The following is a 15,402-nucleotide window of genomic DNA, read 5'->3' on the forward strand; positions in this document are numbered from 1 at the left end:
TGCCATGGCGCTGTCGAATCTGCAGGTCCGCGACCTGGAAACCGTCCTTCACCCCTATACGAACCAGGCGACGATCCGCGACACGGGCACGCTGGTCCTAGAACGGGCCAAGGGCATCTATGTCTACGACGTCGACGGCAAGCCCTATATCGAGGGCATGGCGGGCCTGTGGTGCACGGCGCTGGGCTACGGCAACGAGGAGCTCGCGCAGACCGCCTACGACCAGATGAAGAAGCTGTCCTTCACCCATCTGTTCGGCGGCAAGAGCCACGACCCGGCCATCGAACTTGCCGAGAAGCTCAAGGAGAAGGCGCCGGTGCCGATCTCCAAGGTCTTCTTCGTCTGCTCGGGCTCGGAGGCCAACGACACCCAGATCAAGATGGTCTGGTACATGAACAACGCGCTGGGACGGCCGCAGAAGAAGAAGATCATCTCCCGCATCAAGGGCTATCACGGCGTCACCATCGCCTCGGCCTCGCTGACGGGCCTGCCGGCCAACCACACCGATTTCGACCTGCCGATCTCCGGCATCCTGCACACCTCCTGCCCGCACCACTACCGCTTCGCCCATGAGGGCGAGACGGAGGAGGAATTCGCCACCCGCTGCGCCCAGGACCTCGAGGACATGATCCTGCGCGAAGGGCCCGAGACGGTCGCCGCCTTCATCGCCGAGCCGGTGATGGGCGCGGGCGGCGTCATCGTGCCGCCGGCGGGCTATTTCGAGAAGATCATGGCGGTCTGCCAGCGCTACGACATCTACATGATCGCCGACGAGGTGATCTGCGGGTTCGGGCGCCTCGGCGAATGGTTCGGCTCCTCGGCGCTCGGCTACAAGCCGAACGCCATCTCCGTCGCCAAGGCCCTGACCTCGGCCTACATGCCGGTGGGCGCGGTGATGATCCCCGAGGAAATGTATCAGGCGACGATCATCGAATCGAAGAAGATCGGCACGTTCGGCCACGGCTTCACCTATTCGGGCCACCCGGTCGGCGCGGCGGTGGCGCTGAAGACCCTCGAGATCTACGAGCGCGACCGCATCATCGAGAAGTCGGCGGCCAAGACGCCGCAGTTCCAGGCGCATCTCAGGGCCCTCGCCGACCATCCGCTGGTGGGCGAGGCACGCGGCATGGGTCTGGTCGGCGCATTGGAGATGGTCGCCCACAAGCCGACCAAGAAGGCCTTCGAGGCGAAGGCCGGCATCGGCGCCCATGCGACGGCGATCGCCCAGCAGGAAGGCCTCATCATCCGCAATCTCGGGGATTCGCTCGCCGTCTGCCCCCCGCTGATCATCACACCGGAGGAGATCGACGACCTCTTCGACCGACTGGCGCGGACGCTCGACCGCACGCTCGACAAGGTGAAGGCGGAGGGCCTGCTCGGCGCCTGAGCGCCGCTGCATGGCGGCGAGAGCCGCCGCCGTCACAAGCCTGCCACAACCTCTGCTTCATTTCTGGTTCCGGTAGGGTTAGCCTGTCGGAACCCTCAACAATTCGATGAGTGCCGATGGCCCGAGAACTCGATCCCTTCAAGGTCTCGTCCCCGCGGATCTTCCTGTTCCGGATGCTGGTGTTCCTGGCGCTGGTCGGCCTGGTCGTGTTCGTCCTGCAGCGCGAAATCCAGACCGCCTTCATGGCCAATCCGGGCCTCAACGGCGTCATCGTCGCCGTCGGCCTGATCGGCATCGTCCTGTCGTTCCGCCAGGTCATCCGCCTGTTCCGCGAGGCGCGCTGGGTCAACACGTTCCGCCTCGCCGATCCCGGCATCACCGTCGAGAGGCCGCCGATCCTGCTGGCGCCGATGGCGACCATGCTCGGCGCGCGGAGCGGCCAGATGGCGATCTCGACCGTCACCATGCGCTCGCTCCTGGATTCGCTCGCCACCCGCCTCGACGAGGGGCGGGAACTGGCGCGCTACCTGACGGGCCTCCTCGTCTTCCTCGGCCTGCTCGGCACGTTCTGGGGCCTGATCGAGACGGTGACCTCGGTCGGCCGCGTCATCAACAGCCTGTCCAACCAGGGCGAGCTCGGCACCATCTTCGAGGACATGAAGCGCGGCCTTGCCGAGCCCCTCGCCGGCATGGGCATCGCCTTCTCGTCATCGCTGTTTGGCCTCGCCGGTTCGCTCGTCCTCGGCTTCCTCGACCTGCAGGCCAGCCAGGCGCAGAACCGCTTCTACACCGAGGTGGAGGACTGGCTGTCGTCGACCGTGCAGGACATGGCGGTGATCAGCCCCTCGGCCGATGGCGGATCGCCCCAGGTGAGCGTCGCCGACCTGCAGCGCGCCTTCGACAGGTTGCGAGAGGCCATGGGTGACGGCTCATCGAACCAGCGCGCCAGCGCCGCCATGGCCAATCTCGCCGAGGGCATCCAGGGCCTCGTCACCCATATGCGCTCGGAGCAGCAGGTGGTGCGCGACTGGATGCAGGCCCAGTCCACCGACCAGAAGGAGCTGCGGCGCCTGCTCGAACAGGTGCTGCGAGAGAAGGGGTCGGTCTGATGGCCCTGTCGCGGTCACGCCGCGGCGAGCGCGGGATCGACTACTGGCCGGGCTTCGTCGACGCGCTGTCGACCTTCCTGCTGGCGATCATCTTCATGCTCTCCGTCTTCATGCTGGCGCAGTATTTCCTGGCGCGCGACATCGCCGGCAAGGACGACGCCATGGTGCGGCTGCAGCGCCAGATCGCCGAGCTCGGCGAATTGCTGCAGCTCGAACGTGGCCAGCGGCAGACCGTGCAGGAGGGGCTCGCGGCGATCACCGCGACGCTCGGCACCTCGGATGCCGAAAGGCGGCGGCTCCAGGGCCTGCTGGAGGACGCGCAGGGCCAGGCCGGGGCCCAGCTGGGGCGTGCCACCACGCTGGAGGCCCAGATCGCCCAGCACCGCCAGACGGCGCAGGCGGCGCTGTCGCAGATCGAACTCCTCAACCAGCAGATCACGGCGCTGCGCCGGCAGCTCGCCTCGCTCGAGGAGGCGCTGGGCGCCACCGAGGCCCGTGACCGCGACGCGCAGACGCGCATCACCGATCTCGGCCGGCGGCTCAACCTCGCCCTGGCCCAGCGCGTGCAGGAACTGTCGCGCTACCGCTCGGAATTCTTCGGACGCCTGCGCGAAATTCTCGCCGAGCGCTCCGACATCCGCGTCGTCGGCGACCGCTTCGTCTTCGGCTCGGAGGTGTTCTTCGGGTCGAGCCAGGCGGAACTGGAACCGGGGGGACGGGCCGAACTGGACAAGCTCGCCGCCGCCCTGATCCAGCTCGAGAGGGACATTCCGACCGACATCGCCTGGGTGCTGCGGGTCGATGGCCATACCGACGCGCGGCCGATGCAGGGCGGGCGCTTCCGGTCGAACTGGGAACTGTCGGCCGCCCGCTCCATCGCCGTCGTCCAGTATCTCATTGCCAGGGGCATCGCGCCGCAGCGGCTGGTGGCCGCCGGTTTCGGCGAGTTCCAGCCTCTCGACCAGGGCGACGGGCCGGAGGCGCTCGCCCGCAACCGCCGCATCGAGCTGCGCCTGACCGACCGGTGACGGTACGGGTCGTCGCCTGCGCCGATCCCATGCTGCCGGCGCTGACCGAGCTGTGGGTCGCGGCCTGGGCGCGGACCTATCCCGGAATCGACTTCGAGGCACGGCGCGGCTGGCTCGCCGAACGCATGGCGGCGATGGCGAAAGACGGCACGGCGATCCTTGTGGGGCTCGTGAACGGCGTTCCCGGCGGCTTCGTCACGGTCCACACCGGCACCGGATGGATCGACCAGATGCTGGTCGGTCTCGCCCATCAGGGCAGCGGCCTCGCAGGAGCTCTGATGGATGCGGCCAAGGCCACCGCGCCGGCGGGCCTGTCGCTGGACGTCAATACGGACAATGCCCGCGCCATCGCCTTCTACCGGCGGCAGGGCTTCGACAAAACCGGCACCCGCGTCAACGAACAGGGCCGGACCATCGACCTCATGGCGTGGGCGCCGTCCGCTCCGGCGCCGCGACGCTCTTGAACTGCAGTTCGGCGAGGCGGGCATAGAGACCGCCGGCCGCCGCGAGGGTGGCGTGGGTGCCCTGCTCGACGATGCGGCCCTGGTCCATGACGAGGATGCGGTCGCAGTCGAGCACGGTAGCGAGACGGTGGGCGATGACCAGCGTCGTGCGCCCGGTCATCAGCCGCGACAGCGCCTCCTGCACCAGCGTCTCGCTCTCGGCGTCGAGGGCCGAGGTCGCCTCGTCGAGAAGCAGGAGCGGCGCGTCGCGCAGGATGGCGCGGGCGATGGCAATGCGCTGGCGCTGGCCGCCCGACAGCGTCACGCCGCGCTCGCCGATGAGGCTGGCATAGCCCCCGGGCATGCGGGCGATGAACTCGTCGGCATGGGCCATGCGCGCCGCGGCGACCACCTCCTCGTCGCTGGCGCCCGGTCGTCCGTAGCGGATGTTCTCCGCCACCGAGGCAGCGAAGATGGCGACGTCCTGCGGCACGAGGGCGATGCGCGCGCGCAGCGCCAGAGGATCGGTCTCGGCCACCGGCACACCGTCGAAGCGGATGACGCCGCCCTGCGGGTCGTAGAAGCGCTGGACGAGGGCGAAGAGCGTCGACTTGCCGGAACCGGAGGGGCCGACGATCGCCACCCGCTCGCCGGCCTTCACGGTGAAGGCGACGTCGTCGAGAATGCGCGTCTCGGGCCGCGAGGGATAGGCGAAGCGCACGGCGACGAAGGCGACCTCGCCGCGCGGCGGCTCGGGCAGCGGCAGCGGCCGCTCAGGCGCCTTGATGTCGGGCGTGACGGCGAGGATCTCGCCGAGCCGCTCGGCCGAGCCCGCGGCCTGGCTGATCTCGCTCCACACTTCCGAGAGCTGCGACAGGGCGCTCGCGGCGAAGACCGCATAGAGCACGAACTGTGACAGGCGGCCGCTGGTGATGGTGCCGGCCAGCACCTGCTGGGCGCCGGCCCAGAGCACGGCGACGACACTGGTGAAGACGAGGAAAATGATGACGGCGGTGAGGATGGCGCGGGCCCGGTTGGCGCCGCGGGCCCCTTCATAGGCGTCCTCGGCGGCGGCGGAGAAGCGCTGCGTCACCGTCGCCTCCGCCGTGAAGGCCTGCATGGTGCGCACGGCCTGGATGTTCTCGCTGGCATAGGCCGAGGCCTCGGCGAGCCGGTCCTGGGCGGCGCGGGAGCGTCGGCGGACATTGCGGCCGAAGGCGACCAGCGGCAGCACCAGGAAGGGAATGGCGCCGACCACGTAGAGGGAGAGCTGCGGCGAGGTGATCACCATCATGGCGACGGCGCCGCCGAACATGATGATGTTGCGCAGCGCCATGGAGACCGAGACGCCGAGCGCCGATTTCAGCTGTGTCGTGTCGGCGGTCAGGCGCGAGACGAGCTCGCCGGTGCGCGCCGTGTCGTAGAAGGAGGGCGAGAGGGTCGCCAGATGATTGAAGACGCTGGTGCGGATATCGGCCACCACCCGCTCGCCGATCGTCGTCACGAGGTAGAAGCGCGCCGCCGATGCGACCGCCAGAACGGCGGCGATGATGACGAGCATGCCGAAATACTGGGTGATCATCCCCTCGGCGGCAAAACCGAAATCGATCATGCGGCGGATGGCGAGCGGCACCGCGAGCGTCGCGAGGGAGGCGACGAGCAGGGCGAGGCCGGCGCCGGCCAGCATGCCGCGATGGCGCAGCATGAAGGGCAGGAACTTCATCAGCGGACGGAATTTGGCACGGCGCGCCGGCGTTGCGGCGGCCTTGCCTGCGTCGAGCGTATCAACCGTGGACATGGATTCCGGACTCGTCTTCTCGTTACTGATTATCGAACCCACGTCTTCGCTTGAAAAGGCGACCGAGTTCCTTTAATAGCGCGGCTTCTCATCACAGGACACGACCCTTAGCGCCTGCCCCCCTAGAGCGGCGCCCTTCGAGGACGACCCATGAAGACCGACATCCATCCCGACTACCACACCATCAAGGTCGTGATGACCGATGGCACCGAGTACACGACGCGCTCGACCTACGGCAAGGAGGGCGATGTCCTCCAGCTCGATATCGATCCCAAGGTCCACCCGGCCTGGACCGGCGGCTCGCAGCAGCTGATGGACCGCGGCGGTCGTCTGTCCCGCTTCAACCAGAAGTTCGGCGGCATCGGCGCTCTCAAGAGCTGATTTTCAGGCCCTCTCGGGCGGTCCTGACAAACCCCGGCCGAAAGGCCGGGGTTTTTTGCGTCGAGGTTGGCCCTGTCGGCGGGCGCCCGCGGCGCAGGTATGACGAGAGCGTCATGTTGCACTGCAATATCGTCGTTGCTCATGGCCCTGCCGTCGGCTAGACCGCGCAGAGGGAGACGGCGTCGGACATGTGAGGGAATAGCCGGCGAAAGGCGCAATGCGGCCTTCGGGAGATCATCGCATGCTGGAAGACCTGACGACGCCCGGCGTCATTCGCAAGCTCTACGCCTGGGAGACCGATCTCCTGACGGCGCATTTCTTGCGCCTCGACCCGGAAACCCGCCGTTGCCGCTTCGCCGCCGGCGTCTCCGACGAGACCGTCGTGAACTATGCCGGGAGCGCGCTCGGATCCGACGCGGTGGTCCACGGCTTCCTGATCGACGGGGTGATGCGCGGCGCCGCCGAATTGCGGCTGATGGCCGATCGGACCGGCGAGGTGGCTGTCAGCGTCGAGGACGCCTGGCGGCTCACCGGCGTCGGCTCGGCACTGTTCGGCCGCCTGCTCCTGACCGCCCGCAACCGCGGCCTCACCGGCCTCGTCATGACCTGCCTGCCCTCCAACCGTGGCATGCAGCGCCTCGCGGCCCGGTTCGACGGGACGATCACCACCGCATCCGGGGACAGTTTCGCCAAGGTGACGGCGCGGCCGGCGACGCCCCTGTCGTTCTGGCGCGAGGTCGTCACCGACTCGGCTTCTGCCACGGCGAGCGTCATCGACCGGCAGATGGGGCTGCTGCGCGACGGCACGGTCGCGCTGCGTGGGCCGCGCAACGAGGGCTGAGCCCTCAGCGGGCCATGCTGACGGGGGCGCCGGTGGCGGTCGCACCCGAATAGGCGCCGCCGCCCTGCGGGGACAGGCGGGCCGCCACGCGTCCGCCGGGCTGGAGCAGGACGATCTCCGCGCCGCGCTGCTCCCAGGCGTTGATGCGGGCGAGCGTCGGCGCCCGGCAGTTCTGCGGGCTGGCGCGGTAGAACTCGAACAGCGGCGTCGAGGTCAGGGTGATGCGGCAGCGGTCACCGGCGTCGGTCACCGTCCAGGTGCCGGCGACGCTGGTGGCGCCCGATGCGGCACGCTCCTGCCGCGGCAGGGCGGAGACGACAGTGGGCGGCGACTGCGGCGCGCCACGCTGGGGCTCGGGCTGCATGATCTGCGGCTGGGCCGACGGACTGCTCGGCGCCAGCGCGGTCTCGACCGCCGGGGGGCCGGTATCCGACCGTCCCGAGACGGAGGGCGGCGCGATCTCCTGGCTCTCGACCGCACCCGAAGCGCCGGGCTGGCCGCCGGGGATGACGTCGTCGGACGGGGCGGGCCGGATCTGCGGCTGTACCTCGGTGCGCGCCATGGTGTCGGAACGGCCCCAGCCGACGGGCGAGCCGCCGCTGTCGCCGAAACGCGACGAAGAGGTGCATCCGGCGAGGGCGACGGAGCAGAGGAAGAGTGCTGCGGCGGGGCGCATACCCATGGAGCGGTTCACCCAGAAGAGGTCGCGCGGCGCGCGAGCCTTGCCACGATGACGCCATGCAGCGGCAATTCCGTGGCAGGCCTGCGACATCCGGACGATGTTCAGGTTCTGGTTAACCGATCGTTGAGGCTGGTGCAGCCTGTTTCTTCGGCGGGACCGCAAAAATGAAACCGGACCCCGTCCCCGGTCGCGCGTCAGACCTGACGCGCCACCATCATCTTCTTGATCTCGGCGATGGCCTTGGCCGGGTTCAGACCCTTCGGGCAGGCTTTCGAGCAGTTCATGATCGTGTGGCAGCGATAGAGGCGGAACGGGTCCTCGAGGTTGTCGAGGCGGTCGCCCGTGGCTTCGTCGCGCGAATCGATCAGCCAGCGATAGGCCTGCAGCAGGATGGCGGGGCCGAGATAGCGGTCGCCGTTCCACCACTAGCTCGGGCATGAGGTCGAGCAGCAGGCGCAGAGAATGCACTCGTAGAGACCGTCGAGCTTCTCGCGGTCCTCCTTCGACTGGCGCCACTCCTTCTCGGGGCGGGCGGTCGTCGTCTTGAGCCATGGCTCGATGGAGGCATGCTGGGCGTAGAACCGCGTCAGGTCGGGAATCAGATCCTTGACCACCGGCATGTGCGGCAGCGGGTAGATCTTCACCTGGCCGGCATTCACCTCATCCATGCCCTTGGTACAGGCGAGCGTGTTGGTGCCGTCGATGTTCATGGCGCAGGAGCCGCAGATGCCCTCGCGGCAGGAGCGGCGGAAGGTCAGGGTCGGGTCGACCTTGTTCTTGATCCAGATGAGGCCGTCGAGAACCATCGGGCCGCAATCGTCGCGGTCGACGTAATAGGTGTCGATGCGCGGGTTGGCGCCGTCGTCCGGGTTCCAGCGGTAGATGCGGAACTCGCTCAGCCGGTTGGACCCGGGCGGCTTCGGCCAGGTCTTTCCCTCGGTGATCTTCGAGTTCTTCGGAAGCGTGAACTGAGCCATGTGATGTCTACTTGTCGTACGGGCCGAGCAAGGCTGGACTTCCCATCAAGCCTCGGAGCGCCCTTGTCAATCGGGTCTTTTGTCGGGGCCGGTGAGCGCGCCGCCGTCAGCTGCGCATCCACCAGACCACGAGCGTTCCCAGAACGGCGGCGACGAGGCCTACGGCGCGCAGTTGCTGGTCGGGCGTCACGCGCATCGTCTCGAGCGCATCTCTTATACGCGAGGGGAAGGCTGCGAGGATCAGCCCCTCGATCACGAGAACGAGACCTATGGCGACGAAGAAGTCTTGCATGGCGTTTCGATATGGGGACAGGGCCGCCGCGAGGTTGTCGCGACGGCCCTGTCCGGTGTGGGATCGGGTCAGTTACCGGTGAGCGGCGCCGGGGTGCCCGGAGCCGGAGCCCCGGGCGCTGCCGGGGCACGTTGACCGGACCGGCGCCCGGACGGATCTCCGAAGTAGCGGAAGAAGTCCGAGGTGGGCGACAGCACCATGCGGGTGTCGCCCTGCTTCATGCTCTGCTCATAGGCCTGCATGGTCCGGTAGAAGGAGAAGAAGTCCGGATCACGGTTGAAGGCCTCGGCAAAGATCTTGTTGCGCTCGGCATCGCCGGTACCCCTGACCTCTTCCGAGCGACGGTCGGCCTCGGCGAGGATGCCGACGACCTCGCGGTCGGCGCGGGCGCGGATCGTGACCGCGGCCTGCTGGCCGGTGGCGCGCAGATCGGCGGCTTCCTGACGGCGCTCGGTCTGCATGCGGTTGAACACCGCCTCCTGGTTGACCTGGGGCAGGTCGACGCGGGTGAGACGCAGATCGACGATCTCGACGCCGAGGGTCGTCGCCTCGCGGTTCACTTCTTCCTGGATGCGGTTCATCAGCCGGTCGCGATCCGTGCGGATCAGCTGCGCAAGGGTGGCGCCGGCGATGATGTTGCGCGTCGAGGAGTTGACGAAGCTCGCCAGGCGGGTGTTCGCGTTGGAAACGGTCCGCACCGTCTGGAAGAAGCGCAGCGGCTGGGTGATGCGATAGCGCGCGAAGGCATCGACGTCGAGGTTCTGCCGGTCGGTGGACAGAACGGTCTGCACCGGCAGGTCAAGGTCAAGGATACGCTTGTCGACCGTCACCACGTTCTCGATGAACGGGACCTTGAAGTAGAGGCCCGGCTCGCTGATCGGCTCACGCACGACCTGACCGAAGCGCAGAACAATGGCGTGCTGCGTCATCTGGACGATGAAGAAGGCATTGGCGAGGGCGAAGAGCGTGAGCGCCGCGACGATGCCGAAGGCGAGTTTCAGGGAAGAGTTCATCGCGAAGTCCTCGCGGCAGCAGCGGCCGCAGCGGCCGGGGCGGGCTGTCCCGGGCGGCGCATGATCTGGTCGAGCGGCAGGAACGGCTGCACGGAGCTACCGGCCTGGTCGATGATGATCTTCTCGGTGCCGCCGAAGATGCGCTCCATCGTCTCGAGGAACATGCGCTCGCGCGTCACGTCCGGAGACAGGCGGTACTGTTCGAAGACCTGGGTGAAGCGGCTCGCCTGACCGCTGGCCTCGGCGACGACGCGGTCGCGATAGGCCTCGGCCTCCTGCAGGATCTGCGAGGCACGACCACGCGCCTCGGGAACCACCTGGTTGGCATAGGTGCGCGCCTCGTTCTGGACGCGCGTCTGGTCCTGCTGGGCCGCGTTGACGTCAAGGAACGAGTTGCGCACCGGTGCCGGCGGCAGGGCCGACAGCAGCTGGACGACGCGGATGTTCACGCCCGAGCGGTAATCGTCCATGATCCGCTGCATGATCTGGCGGATTTCGGCGGCGATGGCCGCCTGGTCGACCGTCAGGATGTTCTGGATGTTGCGGCGGCCGATCGATTCGCGCAGCGCGCTTTCCGCCACCGCCTTCACGGTGCCTTCCGGATTCTGAAGCATGAAGACGTAGTTCGCGACCTGCGCCGCATTGACGTCCCACTGCACTTCGAGATCGATGTCGACGATGTTCTCGTCGCCGGTCAGCATGAGGCTCTCTTCGGGAACTTCACGGTTGGCGCCCCGGGCGCCGCCGCCGGAGCGGTAACCGACCTCGGTCCGCCGCACGTCGGTGACCGGAACCTTGTACACCGCGCCGAACGGCGCCGGCGGGTTCCAGTTCAGGCCCGGTGCGGCGTTGCCGATATGCCGGCCGAAGACGGTGTTCACCGCGACCTCGTTCTGGTTGACCGTGAAGAAGCCGGTGAGGCCATAGATGATCACGCCGAGCACGCCGATCAGGGCGATGCCCTTGGCGCCGATATTGCCACCGCCGCCCGGAAGGACGTTCTTGAGGCGCTCCTGGCTCCGACGGATCAGCTCCTCGAGGTCAGGCGGCTGGTTGCCGCCACCACCGCCGCCGCCACCACCGCCCTGCGGGCCCTGCCCCCAGGGACCGCGAGGCGCACCGCCGCCGCCGCCGCCACCACCTGTGCCGCCGCCGCCGCCCCATGGGCCGCCGCCGCCTTGATTGTTCCACGGCATGAACTGTCCTCGCTTGATGGCGCGGCCGAAGCCCCGCTCACGCCCGAAGGCGCTGGAAGTTAAGGACGGATATAGAAGACCGTCTCGCTGCTTTCAACGCGGCTTGGCTGCACAGACCCATGAATAGGCGTCTTGGTGAAGATTGGCGCCTCCTGAGGCAGCCCGCGACGGCCTATCCGGGCGCAGTGTCGGCATCGGGCCCTGCGCCATGCGGCGTTCCGCCGCTGGCCCGGCGGTAGGTGACGACGCGAAACGGATGGTCATCGTCGGGGCCTGCGGGGTGAATGGCGTGCGTTTCGCCGGTCCAGAGGGCCAGGTCGACGGCTGGAAAGAAGGCGTCGGCCTCCGGCTCGGCCTCGACATGGGTGATGACGAGGCGGTCGGCGTGCGGCATGGCCTGCGCATAGATGTCGGCCCCGCCGAGGACGGCGATCTCGTCGGCGCCCGATCGCAGCGCCTCTGCATGGGCGATCGCCAGGGCCGCCTGCAGCGACCCCGTCACCACGGCACCCGGCAGCGACAGGCCCGGCTGGCGCGAGGCGACGATGTTGAGCCGCTTCGGCAGCGGCCGGCCGCCGAAGCTCTCGAAGGTCTTGCGCCCCATGACGAGCGGCTTGCCGGCGGTGGCGGCACGGAAGTGCGCCATGTCGGCCTTGAGACGCCAGAGCAGCCGGTTGTCGCAGCCGATGGCGCCGTTGGCGGCGACGGCGGCGATGAGCACGATGGGGGTCACACCGCCACCGGCGCCTTGATGGCTGGATGCGGCTCGTAGCCGGTCAGCGTGAAGTCGTCATAGGTGAAGCCGAACAGGTCGGTCACATCAGGGTTGAGCGTCATCACCGGCAGGGGGCGCAGCGGGCGGCTGAGTTGCAGTTCGGCCTGCTCGACATGGTTGGTGTAGATATGGGCATCGCCGAGCGTGTGAACGAAATCGCCGGGCTTCAGACCCGCCACCTGCGCCAGCATCAGCGTCAGAAGGGCATAGGAGGCGATGTTGAACGGCACGCCGAGGAAGATGTCGGCCGAGCGCTGGTAGAGCTGGCAGGAGAGTTTGCCGTCGGCGACGTAGAACTGGAACAGGCAATGGCAGGGCGGCAGCGCCATGGCCTCGACATCGGCCGGGTTCCAGGCCGAGACGATGAGGCGGCGCGAATCGGGATTGGTCCTCAGCGTCTTCACCAGTTGGGCGATCTGGTCGATGCTGCGGCCGTCGGGGGCGGCCCAGGAGCGCCACTGCTTGCCGTAGACCGGGCCGAGATTGCCGTCGGCATCGGCCCATTCGTCCCAGATGCTGACGCCGTTGGCCTTGAGATAGGCGATGTTGGTGTCGCCCTTCAGGAACCAGAGGAGTTCGTGGACGATCGACTTCAGGTGCAGCTTCTTGGTGGTGACCATCGGAAAGCCCTCCGACAGGTCGAAGCGCATCTGGTGGCCGAAGACGGAGAGCGTGCCGGTGCCCGTGCGGTCGTCCTTGCGGGCGCCGTGGCGCAGGACGTGCTCCATCAGGTCGTGGTACTGGCGCATCGCGGCCTCCGGCGGGGCGAATCCGAAAACGCATCTTATAGCGCGGTTCGCCATCCGGCGGCAGCAGCCGGAACCGTCGCGATACGCGCTTCCACACTAAAACGCCGCCCGCGGGCGGCGCTCGTCGCGGTTGCACAGCCTTCGTGCGCCCGTCAGACCGTCACTTCTTGATGAAGAGGTCGAGCTTCTTGAAGTGGTCCGCGAGCAGGTAATAGACCGTGACGCGGTTCTTGGTCTTGTCGGCCTTCATGGCCGTCCCGACCTTGGTCAGCGCCGCGTCAATCGCCGCCTCGTCGGTCAGCGCCAGCTTCTTCATGCAGAAATTCTTCTTCACGCGGGCGACCTCTTCCGGGTCGCTGAAGGAGACGAGCGAGGAATCGCGGTTCCTGAGCGCGATGCCGAGATAGCGGACCAGACCGGCGACAGCCGCCTCGTCCGCCTTCGGCGCGTATTTCTTCACATCGGCCAGCCAATCGCTCACGTCGATCCTCCCCCTGCTCTGTGGCATCGCCCGGCTTCGGATGCCGGAACGGGAGCAGACTACCATCGGCCCGGTCGCGCCGTCCCCGCCTGCCGCCTCCGTCAAAAACCCGATAGGCGGCGGCCTCCGGCGGTCAGCGCGCGGCGACGGCGGGCCATTTGGTGTCGGCGGCGGCGATGAAGCCGGGGACATCGGTCAGCCAGGTGCGGTGAACCCTGGCGTCGTAGTTGAGGTAGAGGCGGCCGGCCACGATGTGCCAGTGGCGGGGATCGCCGGCAGCGCGATAACCCTGCGCGGCGGCCCAGGCGCAATGGCCGCCATAGGCCGGCGCATAGCGTTCCGGATCGGCGGCGAAGGCATCCCGCGAGGCGGCGCTGGCGAAGCGCCAGGTGGCATTCTTCCAGCGGTGGGTGAAGCGGCTGTCGCCGCGCACCGGGCGTCCCTCGGTGTGGAAGGCGACGACGTCGTGGCCGTCGGCGGCCAGACTGGACAGGGTGCCGGTATAGATCTCGGGTCCGGCGAGGGAGGACACCGTCGACAGGCCAACCGTGGTCAGAAGAACGAAGGCGGTGAGGGCGCGGCGGGAGGGATACACGATGCCGGTCATGGCGAGGACCTCGGGGCGACAAGCGAGGGCGACATGCCCTCGTTTCACCCTGTTCGGGTCCGCACCGGCCGGTGTTACGCCGTCGCGGGACGGCGACCGGCGGCGCGCAGGGCGCCGCCGGCAAGGACGGTCACTCGACGAAGACGGTATCGCGCTTCTTGGTGATCGCCGGCAGGAAGGAGATGATCAGCATCAGCACGGCGATGGCGATCAGGAAGGCCGAGATCGGACGGTTGACGAAGTCGACGAAGACCGACCAGTCGCCGCGCGACATCAGGATGGAGCGGCGCAGGTACTCCTCCATCAGCTTGCCGAGCACGAAGCCGAGCAGCAGCGGAGCGACCTCGAAGCCCATCTTGATGAAGGCATAGCCGACCAGGCCGAAGAAGGCGGTGATCATCACGTCGAAGGGGTTGTTGTTCACCGAGTAGATGCCGATGCAGCAGAACATCAGGATCGAGGGGAACAGCATGCGGTAGGGGACCTTCAGCAGCTTCACCCAGATGCCGATCATCGGCAGGTTGATGATGAGCAGCATGAGGTTGCCGATCCACATCGAGGCGATCATGCCCCAGAAGAGATCGGGCCGCTTCTCCATGACCTGCGGACCCGGCACGATGCCGTGGATGGTCATGGCACCGACCATAAGCGCCATGACGGCATTGGGCGGGATGCCGAGGGTGAGCAGCGGGATGAAGGAGGTCTGCGCGCCGGCATTGTTGGCGCTCTCCGGACCGGCGACGCCCTCGATGGCGCCCTTGCCGAACCGCGAGGGGTCCTTGGCGATCTTCTTCTCCAGGGTGTAGCTGGCGAAGGGGCCGAGCACGGCGCCGTTGCCGGGCAGGATACCGAGGCCGGCACCGAGACCCGTGCCGCGCAGGATCGGCATGACCGAGCGCTTCATCTCCTCCCAGTTGGGCAGGAGGCTGCCGATCTTGCTCTTCAGGACGTCGCGCGTTTCCGGCGATTCCAGATTCCGGAGGATCTCGGCGAAGCCGAACATGCCCATGGCGATGGTGGTGAAATCGATGCCGTCGGACAGTTCCGGCCAGGAGAAGGTCATGCGGTCGGCGCCGGTCTCCAGGTCCTGGCCGACGGTCGACAGCATGAGGCCGGCAAGCACCATGGCGATGGCCTTGATGACCGAGCCGCGGGCGAGAACCACCGCGAAGATCAGGCCCATGACCATCAGCGAGAAATATTCAGCCGGGCCGAAGAGCAGGGCGACGCGCGTCAGCGGCGCAGCGAGCGCGGCGATGACGAGGGTGGCGACGCTGCCGGCGAAGAACGAGCCGATGGCGGCGATGCCGAGGGCGGCGCCGGCCCGGCCGTTGCGGGCCATCTGGTGACCGTCGAGCACGGTGACGATCGAAGTCGCCTCACCGGGGATGTTGACGAGGATCGCGGTGGTCGAGCCGCCGTACTGCGCGCCATAATAGATGCCTGCGAGCATGATGAGGGCGCCGACGGGATCGAGCCCGAAGGTGATCGGCAGCAGCATGGCGATCGTGGCGATCGGGCCGACGCCGGGGAGGACGCCGATCAGGGTGCCGATCATGCAGCCGAGGAAGCAGAGCCCGAGATTCTTGATCGTCAGGGCGACGCCGAAACCGAGCGCCAGATTGGAGATCATGTCCATGTGA

Annotated in this window: 16 protein-coding genes and 1 pseudogene; 6 read left to right on the top strand and 11 right to left on the bottom strand. The window is 67.7% G+C overall.

What is annotated here, in order from left to right:
* The first annotated feature begins 4 nt into the window (after positions 1-4).
* From Q8O26_RS13835 to Q8O26_RS13850, 4 genes are all read left to right on the top strand, one after another.
* A complete protein-coding gene (locus tag Q8O26_RS13835; RefSeq protein WP_305576551.1) occupies positions 5-1,387 on the top strand; it encodes an aminotransferase in 1,383 nt (460 codons plus the stop codon).
* Positions 1,388-1,503: 116 nt separating this feature from the next.
* Positions 1,504-2,496 carry a flagellar motor protein MotA gene (locus Q8O26_RS13840; RefSeq protein WP_305576552.1) on the top strand — a complete coding sequence of 331 codons (993 nt, stop codon included), beginning with the start codon at positions 1,504-1,506 and terminating at the stop codon, positions 2,494-2,496.
* On the top strand, positions 2,496-3,524 hold the full coding sequence (locus Q8O26_RS13845; RefSeq protein ID WP_305576553.1) for a peptidoglycan -binding protein: 1,029 nt from the start codon (positions 2,496-2,498) through the stop codon (positions 3,522-3,524). Before Q8O26_RS13840 ends, Q8O26_RS13845 begins: the two co-directional genes overlap by 1 nt.
* The gene (locus Q8O26_RS13850; protein WP_305576554.1) at positions 3,521-3,988 is read left to right on the top strand and encodes a GNAT family N-acetyltransferase; all 468 of its coding nucleotides are present in this window, start codon (positions 3,521-3,523) and stop codon (positions 3,986-3,988) included. The genes Q8O26_RS13845 and Q8O26_RS13850 overlap by 4 nt, the downstream gene beginning before the upstream one ends.
* Here Q8O26_RS13850 and Q8O26_RS13855 read toward each other — a convergent pair.
* Positions 3,945-5,765 (bottom strand): ABC transporter transmembrane domain-containing protein, encoded by a 1,821-nt coding sequence (locus Q8O26_RS13855; protein WP_305576556.1) that lies wholly within the window; start codon positions 5,763-5,765, stop codon positions 3,945-3,947. The genes Q8O26_RS13850 and Q8O26_RS13855 overlap by 44 nt on opposite strands.
* A gap of 150 nt (positions 5,766-5,915) precedes the next feature.
* Here Q8O26_RS13855 and rpmE point away from each other — a divergent pair, with 150 nt between their 5' ends.
* Positions 5,916-6,146: a 50S ribosomal protein L31 gene (gene rpmE, locus Q8O26_RS13860; RefSeq protein ID WP_305576558.1), complete on the top strand. Its 231-nt coding sequence runs from the start codon at positions 5,916-5,918 to the stop codon at positions 6,144-6,146.
* Positions 6,147-6,387: 241 nt separating this feature from the next.
* Positions 6,388-6,987, top strand: coding sequence for a GNAT family N-acetyltransferase (locus tag Q8O26_RS13865; protein WP_305576560.1), 600 nt, complete (start codon positions 6,388-6,390; stop codon positions 6,985-6,987).
* A gap of 4 nt (positions 6,988-6,991) precedes the next feature.
* On the opposite strand, the gene Q8O26_RS13870 is transcribed toward Q8O26_RS13865, so the two are convergent.
* From Q8O26_RS13870 to Q8O26_RS13915, 10 genes and pseudogenes are all read right to left on the bottom strand, one after another.
* Entirely contained in the window at positions 6,992-7,669 is a 678-nt protein-coding gene (locus Q8O26_RS13870) for an AprI/Inh family metalloprotease inhibitor (RefSeq protein WP_305576562.1), read from the bottom strand.
* Between the two features lie 194 nt (positions 7,670-7,863).
* Positions 7,864-8,646 (bottom strand): annotated as a pseudogene (locus tag Q8O26_RS13875) (succinate dehydrogenase iron-sulfur subunit).
* A gap of 106 nt (positions 8,647-8,752) precedes the next feature.
* Positions 8,753-8,938, bottom strand: a complete 186-nt coding sequence (locus tag Q8O26_RS13880) for a DUF2065 domain-containing protein (protein WP_305576564.1) — start codon at positions 8,936-8,938, stop codon at positions 8,753-8,755.
* A gap of 68 nt (positions 8,939-9,006) precedes the next feature.
* Positions 9,007-9,951 carry a protease modulator HflC gene (hflC, locus tag Q8O26_RS13885; RefSeq protein ID WP_305576565.1) on the bottom strand — a complete coding sequence of 315 codons (945 nt, stop codon included), beginning with the start codon at positions 9,949-9,951 and terminating at the stop codon, positions 9,007-9,009.
* Entirely contained in the window at positions 9,948-11,147 is a 1,200-nt protein-coding gene (hflK, locus tag Q8O26_RS13890; protein ID WP_305576567.1) for an FtsH protease activity modulator HflK, read from the bottom strand. The genes hflC and hflK overlap by 4 nt, the downstream gene beginning before the upstream one ends.
* Positions 11,148-11,319: 172 nt before the next feature.
* Positions 11,320-11,880, bottom strand: a complete 561-nt coding sequence (locus Q8O26_RS13895) for a dihydrofolate reductase (RefSeq protein WP_305576569.1) — start codon at positions 11,878-11,880, stop codon at positions 11,320-11,322.
* The gene (locus Q8O26_RS13900) at positions 11,877-12,671 is read right to left on the bottom strand and encodes a thymidylate synthase (protein WP_305576571.1); all 795 of its coding nucleotides are present in this window, start codon (positions 12,669-12,671) and stop codon (positions 11,877-11,879) included. The genes Q8O26_RS13895 and Q8O26_RS13900 overlap by 4 nt, the downstream gene beginning before the upstream one ends.
* 160 nt (positions 12,672-12,831) lie before the next feature.
* The gene (locus Q8O26_RS13905) at positions 12,832-13,152 is read right to left on the bottom strand and encodes a DUF2853 family protein (RefSeq protein ID WP_305576573.1); all 321 of its coding nucleotides are present in this window, start codon (positions 13,150-13,152) and stop codon (positions 12,832-12,834) included.
* A gap of 133 nt (positions 13,153-13,285) precedes the next feature.
* Complete coding sequence (locus Q8O26_RS13910; RefSeq protein ID WP_305576575.1) at positions 13,286-13,759, bottom strand: YHS domain-containing (seleno)protein; 474 nt, start codon at positions 13,757-13,759, stop codon at positions 13,286-13,288.
* 130 nt (positions 13,760-13,889) lie between these two features.
* Positions 13,890-15,398, bottom strand: coding sequence for a tripartite tricarboxylate transporter permease (locus tag Q8O26_RS13915; RefSeq protein WP_305576577.1), 1,509 nt, complete (start codon positions 15,396-15,398; stop codon positions 13,890-13,892).
* Positions 15,399-15,402 lie beyond the last annotated feature (4 nt).

It is taken from the genome of Phreatobacter sp., from assembly GCF_030691135.1.
Lineage (GTDB): Bacteria > Pseudomonadota > Alphaproteobacteria > Rhizobiales > Phreatobacteraceae > Phreatobacter.

Bases quoted from the DNA above. Each gene is read 5' to 3' on its own strand.
- Q8O26_RS13870 (WP_305576562.1), bottom strand. From the start codon at position 7,669: ATGGGTATGCGCCCCGCCGCAGCACTCTTCCTCTGCTCCGTCGCCCTC.
- Q8O26_RS13865 (WP_305576560.1), top strand. From the start codon at position 6,388: ATGCTGGAAGACCTGACGACGCCCGGCGTCATTCGCAAGCTCTACGCC.
- hflC (WP_305576565.1), bottom strand. From the start codon at position 9,951: ATGAACTCTTCCCTGAAACTCGCCTTCGGCATCGTCGCGGCGCTCACG.
- Q8O26_RS13880 (WP_305576564.1), bottom strand. From the start codon at position 8,938: ATGCAAGACTTCTTCGTCGCCATAGGTCTCGTTCTCGTGATCGAGGGG.
- Q8O26_RS13910 (WP_305576575.1), bottom strand. From the start codon at position 13,759: ATGACCGGCATCGTGTATCCCTCCCGCCGCGCCCTCACCGCCTTCGTT.
- Q8O26_RS13840 (WP_305576552.1), top strand. From the start codon at position 1,504: ATGGCCCGAGAACTCGATCCCTTCAAGGTCTCGTCCCCGCGGATCTTC.
- Q8O26_RS13915 (WP_305576577.1), bottom strand. From the start codon at position 15,398: ATGGACATGATCTCCAATCTGGCGCTCGGTTTCGGCGTCGCCCTGACG.
- rpmE (WP_305576558.1), top strand. From the start codon at position 5,916: ATGAAGACCGACATCCATCCCGACTACCACACCATCAAGGTCGTGATG.
- Q8O26_RS13855 (WP_305576556.1), bottom strand. From the start codon at position 5,765: ATGTCCACGGTTGATACGCTCGACGCAGGCAAGGCCGCCGCAACGCCG.
- Q8O26_RS13835 (WP_305576551.1), top strand. From the start codon at position 5: ATGGCGCTGTCGAATCTGCAGGTCCGCGACCTGGAAACCGTCCTTCAC.
- hflK (WP_305576567.1), bottom strand. From the start codon at position 11,147: ATGCCGTGGAACAATCAAGGCGGCGGCGGCCCATGGGGCGGCGGCGGC.
- Q8O26_RS13900 (WP_305576571.1), bottom strand. From the start codon at position 12,671: ATGCGCCAGTACCACGACCTGATGGAGCACGTCCTGCGCCACGGCGCC.
- Q8O26_RS13845 (WP_305576553.1), top strand. From the start codon at position 2,496: ATGGCCCTGTCGCGGTCACGCCGCGGCGAGCGCGGGATCGACTACTGG.